Genomic DNA, 6433 nt, shown 5'->3' with positions numbered 1-6433 from the left:
TTGTGGTAACATCTGAATAATTGTGTTATACCATACTGCCATTCAGGGGATGATCGTATGCTCGAAATCAGGGACTCGCTGACGCAAAAAATAGATGATTACGGTGAACAGTGGTTTGCGGATTCTTCCACATTCGAGGACAACCTCGTTTCCGTGTGGGGACGCAAATGGAGCGTCACGTCCGAGGTGGGGAAACTGCGGGTCGTTCTGCTGCGGCGTCCCGGCAAAGAGATAGAAATCGTCAAAAATCCCGCGGACTGGCGCTGGAAAGCCGTGATGGATCCGGCCAGGGCGCGGGATCAGCACGACGCCATGGCCGAGGCCTATCGATCCTGCGGGGCCGACGTCTTCTACGTGGAAGATCAGCGTGAAGACCGACCCAACGCCCTCTTCATGCGAGACAACGTGCTGGGAACTCCGGAAGGGGCCATCCTCTGCCGTCAGGCCACGGCGTTCCGCAGAGGCGAAGAACGGGCCATCTCCGCCGCCATTGCGAAGATCGGCTGTCCCATCGTCCGCACGATTTCGGGAAAGGGAGTTTTCGAAGGGGCCTGCGGAATGTGGATCGACAGAGAGACCATCATCCTCGGAACCGGCGTTCGCAGCAACGAGGAAGGCGTCCGTCAGGTGGAGGAAGTTCTGCGGGGCATGGGAGTCGTGAACATTCTGCGTTTTCAGATTCCCTGGGGACACGCCCATCTGGACGGCCTGATGAACCCGGTGGACCGAAAAAAGGTTCTGATTTTCCCCTGGCAGGTTCCCTACGACATCGTTGACGCCCTGAAACACAGAGGATTCAAAATACTTGAGGCCCCCTCCCTGGAAGAGGTGAAAAACGGCTCCGCCGTCAACTTTGTGGCGCTGGAACCGGGGCGGATCCTCGCTCCGAAGGGCAACGCCCAAACCAAAGCCTTCCTCGAACAGAACGGCGTCGAGGTCCTGGAGGTGGAGATCGACGAACTGAGAAAAGGCTTCGGAGCCCTCCACTGCATGACGGCGGCTCTGGCGAGAGATCCTCTTTAAACCGTCATACACGGGAAGAGCACGAAAAGAAGAGCACGAACATTCATGAAGATCAAACTGATCAATCCGGATTACGGAATGTCGGCGGAAGACCTGCGGGCGCGGGAAAAAATGCTGGCCAGGGTCTGCGAGCCGGGGACGGTTCTTCACATGGAATGCCTGACCCGAACAAAGGTCGTCATCGACTCGCTTCGGGACGTGGCCCTGGCCTCGCCGGAAATTCTGGACATCGCCCTGCGGGCGGAAAAAGAGGGCTTCGACGCCGTGGTTCTGTATTGCTTCAGCGACCCGGCGCTGGCCGCGTGCCGGGAGCAGCTGACCATTCCGGCGGTGGGCAGCGCGCAGGCGGCGATCCTTCTGGCCGCGTCTCTGGGCTATCGTCTTTCCATCGTCACCCTGACCTCAGCCCGGGTCTCCGAAAAGCGGGCGTTCCTTCGATCCTGCGGCCTCGACGAGGGAAGAATCGCCTCCGTCCGGGGTCTGGACAAAATTTTTGCCCCTGAGGACGGACATTCCGACGAGATTTTGCAGTATCTGGAAAAAACCGCTCTGTCCTGCGTGAAGGAGGACGGCGCCGACGTGGTGATTCTGGGCTGCCTGAGCCTTGCGGGCAAAGGAGAGGGGCTGTCCCGCGTCATCGGCGCGCCGGTGGTCGATCCCGCCTTCGCCGGAGTGAGCGCCGCCTGTCAGATGGTCCGGCTGGGGCTCTCTCACAGCAAACGAGCCTACCCCTTTCCTCCCCGCATGTTTTAACAGGACACATTTTTATGCTGTTTTTGTGCTATATTGATACGTCGCTTCATTCAGATAGAAACAGATATAAACAGATGCAAGTTATTTCATGATAAACGCGGAATTTACAATTATATAAAGAAGGGTGGAGTTTGCAATATGAAAAAAGTATCGAAGTTGTGTGCAGGGTTGTGCGTGGCGTCACTGCTTGTCGTTCTGGCGGCGTCCTGCGCTTTCGCCGCCCCGGCGGACGCGTTGAAGGGAAAGACGCTGCGTCTGGCGATCAACGCCACGTTCGCGCCGTTTGAGTCCGCCACTCAGGGAGGCGGTTTCGAGGGGCTGGACATCGACATCGTCAACCGACTGGCGGAAAAACTGGGTTTCAAACTCGACATCAGCGACATGGAGTTTGCGGGGCTGGTGGGCGCTCTGACCAGCGGACGGGCGGATTTCGTGATTTCCGGCATTTCTCCGACCCCTGAGCGGCTGGAGCGGCTGGACGCTTCCTCTTCCTATTTCTATCCGACCATCGCCATCATCAGCCGGAAGGCCGCCCCCTATCCCACGATAGAGTCACTGAACGGGCGCAAGGTGGCGGTTCCCTTCGGAACCTCCTACGAGAAAAGAGCCGAGACGTTCCCCGGCGTGACGGTCTCCCCCATCAACGGGACGCCTGCCGTCGTTCAGGAACTGCGGAACACCCGAGTGGACGCGGCCGTGCTGGACGGGTGCCAGGCCGCGGTGTTCGCCGGAATGTACCCCGAACTGGAGTTTCACCTGCTGCCTCTGGAAATGACCAGGGAGACCAGCTACGCCATCCTGTTCCCCAAAGGGTCCGAGCTTCGTGAGCCCATCGACGCCGCGCTGAAGGAAATCGTCGACAGCGGAGAACTGTACAAAATGATAGAGAAATGGATGGGCGCGGCCTACCTCGCCGATTACAGGGAAAGAATCACCCAGAGCAAAGGCAAATAACCGCTTCGGGACAGAGCTTCGATGGAACTGGCCTTTTTCGGCGAAATTTTTACAAAGTACTGGCCCATGTTCGAGGAGGGCACGAAAAATGCCCTCTTCTTCACTTTGTTCTCCACTCTGGCCGGCTTTGTCTGGGGGACAATTCTGGCGCTGATCAAGGTATCCCGCATCAGGCCTCTGGAGTGGGCCTCCCGGTTTTACACGTCGATTTTTCGCGGAACTCCCCTTTTGGTACAGCTTTATATGGTGTACTTCGCCACGCCGCAACTCACCGGTTACGCCATCTCCGCGCTGGAGTCCGCAGTGCTGGCATTCGGCCTGAACTCCGCCGCCTACATCTCCGAAATTCTCCGGGGCGGCATGGAGGCCGTGGACAAGGGTCAAAAAGACGCGGCGACGGCGTTGGGCGTTCCCTACGCCAAAACCATGTTTCACATCGTCATTCCCCAGGCCCTCAAGCACGTGCTGCCCGGTCTGGTAAACGAGATGATCGCCCTGCTCAAGGAGTCCTCTCTGATTTCGGTCATTGCCGTCACGGACATCACCCGGGCGGCTCAGCGCGTCATCAACCTCACGTTTCGTCCCTTCGAACCTTTTCTGGTGGCGGCAACCATTTATTACGTTCTGGTCATGATCCTCTCCATCGTCGCCAACCGGCTGGAAGTGTGGGTGCGTCGCAGTGATTAGGCTGGAAAACATTCACAAGACGTTTCATAAACTGGAAGTCCTGCGGGGCGTGAACCTGAGGATCGGAAAAGGAGAGGTCGTCGCCATCGTGGGGCCCTCCGGTTCCGGCAAATCCACCCTGCTCCGGTGCATCAACATGCTGGAAACCCCCACGCGGGGGAAGGTGTTCATCAAAGGACAGGAAATCACGGGGCTGGAGGAAAAAGAACTGCGCCTGGTCCGGCAGAATATCGGCATGGTTTTTCAGCTTTTCAACCTCTTTCCTCACATGACGGCCCTCCAGAATATCTGCTACGCGCCGATCCAGGTGAAGGGAATCCGCAAAGCCCTCATCGAGGAGAAGGCCATGGACCTTTTGCGAATGGTGGGACTCGTGGACAAGGCCGACGTTTATCCCGCCAAACTTTCCGGCGGGCAGAAGCAGCGGGTGGCCATCGCCCGGGCTCTGGCCATGGAGCCGGAAATGATGCTGTTCGACGAACCCACCTCGGCCCTGGATCCCGAAATGGTGAAGGAAGTTCTGCTGGTCATCAAGGACCTTGCCCGCACGGGCATCACCATGGCTCTGGTCACTCACGAAATGAACTTCGCCAGGGAGGTGGCGCACCGGATCGTTTTTCTGGACGAGGGCGTCATGCTCGAAGACGAAACGCCCGCCGAGTTTTTCAGCAACCCGAAAACGGAACGGGCCCGGCAGTTTTTGGACAAAATGCTGTAAAAAAACAGCAGGAAGAAAGGAAGATTTCTCATGCCCCAACCCCCATCCGCGGCTCCGGACGTTTCCAAGCCGCGTCCCCGCTGGCCGGAAGGCAAAACCAGCGCGGTCATGTTTTCCTTCGACGTGGACGCCGAGACGACCTGGGCCAACGGCAATCGAAATATGCCCAACGGCGGGAATTACATTCGTTCCCTTTCTCTGGGTCAATATGGTCCCAAACGCTGCGTGGACCGTATTCTGGACATGCTGGACCGCTACGGCGTCCGCGCCACCTTTTTCGTGCCAGGCTGGACGGCGGAGCACTACGACGGACTCCTGGAAAAACTCTGTGCCCGAGGCCACGAAATCGGTCAGCACGGCTATCTTCACGAGCGTTTTTATGATCGTTCCCAGGCGGAACAGGAGGACATCATCGACCGGAGCCAGGAAATTTTTCTCCGGCTTACGGGGCGAAGGGCGGATGGGTTCCGCACCCCGTCGGGAGACTGGTCGGAGTTCACCCCCGGCCTTTTTGTGAAGAGGAATTTTCTTTATTCCAGCTCCATGCGCGGCGACGATCGACCCTACCGGACGGTTATCGACGGGCAGCCCAGCGACTTCATCGAGATTCCAACCCGATGGGAGCTGGACGACTACGTCCAGACCGCCTACAATTATTACCCCGCCGAGCCGGACGGGCAGGACCGTATCGCCGGCTACGACATGGTGGCGGACAATTTTCTCCGAGAACTGGCCGGATACCGCAGGTTCGGACTGTGCTGCGCGTTCATGTTCCACCCGCAGGTGATCGGCGCTCCGGGTAAAATTTTCATTCTGGAAAAACTTTTGCAGCAACTTGCGGACTCAAAAGACGCGTGGGTGGCCACGGGTTCGGAGATCGCCCGCTGGTGGAGGGAGAGCGCCCAATGAAGTGCGACGTTGCAATCACATTCAATCTGGCGGGGGAAAGTTTCTGGCTGGGGCAGTTTCCCGACAGCGTCAACAAGCCCAAAACGCTTTCCATGGGCACTTACGGGTTACTTCGGGGGCTGGATCGGGTCGTGGACGCCCTGAAGCAAAGGAACCTGCCTGCCACCTTTTTTGTTCCCGCGGCCATAGCGGAAAACTGGCCCGATTCCATCCGGCGGCTGGCCGACAGCGGCTTTGAAATCGCCTGCGGCGGCTGTCGGGGAGAAAACCTCGCGACTCTTCCACGGGACGAGCAAAAGGAGCTTCTGGCGCGAAGCCGAAAGATTTTGACAAACCTCTGCGGAAGCGCTCCGGCGGGTTTTCGGACCTTTATGGGAGAACTCACCGCCGAAACTCTGACGATTCTGGCGGAGCTGGGTTTCCAGTACTCCAGTTCACTCTTCGGCGACGACATCCCCTATCGCCATTCCGTCGCGCCTCTGGTGGAAATTCCCATAAAATGGCAGCTTTTTGACTTCCCTTATTTCGCCTTCAATTACCATCCGGCGTTTCCCACCGGTCAGGGGCGCATTGCGGGGTACGCTCATACCCTCGAAAACTGGAAATGGGAATATGACGGCGCGGTTCGGCATGGACTCAGCTACATTCCGCAGTTCGACCCTCAGACCATCGGAACGCCGGGAAGAATAGCCCTGATGGAGGAGCTGCTGGATTACACGGCCCGCGGAGAAAACTCCGTTTACCACACCTGCCGGGAGCTGGCGGAAGGGGTTTCATAACGTCACGAGAACTTTTCCGGCGGCTCGTCCCGAATTGATCGATTCGTTCTCGTGAAGGAACAAAAAATGGGAATTGTACAGGAAAGTATACAAAATCAACTTTATGAAGAAATTAAACAACACATATTGAAAAAGCGTTACAAAATGGGGGATCAGCTCAATCCCAAAATTTTGGCCGCTCAATATAACGTAAGTCCCATGCCCGTTCGCGACGCGCTTCTGCATCTGACCCGCCAGGGGCTCGTCGTGAACAGGGCGAGAGTGGGATTTTACGTGGCCACTTACACGGCTTCTGAAATCAAAGATCTGATGGAAGTGCGCAAAATGCACGAAATGTTTTGCCTCAATCAATACTTTGATTTAACAGATCATGAAAAGATCAAAAAAATTCATCAATGCATGTCGGCTCATCTGCACAAAGACAAGGCCCTCTTCGATCGCTGCGACTTCCAGTTTCATGACCTGCTCATCAACACCTCCAAAAATCGCTTTTTGAACATGCAATACGCCCAGATCAAAGAGCTCCTGCAATTTTTGGTGTACTACGACGCGGAACATGACGAAGAAGCGCTTGCCGATCATGAAAAAATCGTAAATGCCCTGTTGCAGC

General features: G+C 56.8%; 8 protein-coding genes. All 8 read left to right on the top strand.

Going from position 1 to position 6433, the window contains the following annotated elements; genetic code table 11:
- Positions 1-57 precede the first annotated feature (57 nt).
- Positions 58-1023 (top strand): amidinotransferase, encoded by a 966-nt coding sequence (locus LBR61_09720; protein MDR1732353.1) that lies wholly within the window; start codon positions 58-60, stop codon positions 1021-1023.
- A 45-nt stretch (positions 1024-1068) separates the two neighbouring features.
- Positions 1069-1776: an aspartate/glutamate racemase family protein gene (locus tag LBR61_09715; protein ID MDR1732352.1), complete on the top strand. Its 708-nt coding sequence runs from the start codon at positions 1069-1071 to the stop codon at positions 1774-1776.
- Positions 1777-1914: 138 nt separating this feature from the next.
- Positions 1915-2730, top strand: a complete 816-nt coding sequence (locus LBR61_09710) for an ABC transporter substrate-binding protein (protein ID MDR1732351.1) — start codon at positions 1915-1917, stop codon at positions 2728-2730.
- 21 nt (positions 2731-2751) lie between these two features.
- Positions 2752-3417, top strand: coding sequence for an amino acid ABC transporter permease (locus tag LBR61_09705; protein ID MDR1732350.1), 666 nt, complete (start codon positions 2752-2754; stop codon positions 3415-3417).
- Complete coding sequence (locus tag LBR61_09700) at positions 3410-4135, top strand: amino acid ABC transporter ATP-binding protein (protein ID MDR1732349.1); 726 nt, start codon at positions 3410-3412, stop codon at positions 4133-4135. Before LBR61_09705 ends, LBR61_09700 begins: the two co-directional genes overlap by 8 nt.
- A gap of 30 nt (positions 4136-4165) precedes the next feature.
- Complete coding sequence (locus tag LBR61_09695) at positions 4166-5044, top strand: polysaccharide deacetylase (protein MDR1732348.1); 879 nt, start codon at positions 4166-4168, stop codon at positions 5042-5044.
- Positions 5041-5823 (top strand): polysaccharide deacetylase, encoded by a 783-nt coding sequence (locus LBR61_09690; protein ID MDR1732347.1) that lies wholly within the window; start codon positions 5041-5043, stop codon positions 5821-5823. Before LBR61_09695 ends, LBR61_09690 begins: the two co-directional genes overlap by 4 nt.
- A 66-nt stretch (positions 5824-5889) precedes the next feature.
- On the top strand, positions 5890-6433 hold a 544-nt coding region (locus tag LBR61_09685; GenBank protein ID MDR1732346.1), incomplete at its 3' end, for a GntR family transcriptional regulator.

Source organism: Synergistaceae bacterium, from assembly GCA_031272035.1.
Classification (GTDB): Bacteria; Synergistota; Synergistia; order Synergistales; family Aminobacteriaceae; genus JAISSA01.
The sequence above is the reverse complement of the archived record's forward strand: the minus strand, read 5'-3'. Positions and strand labels throughout refer to the sequence as shown.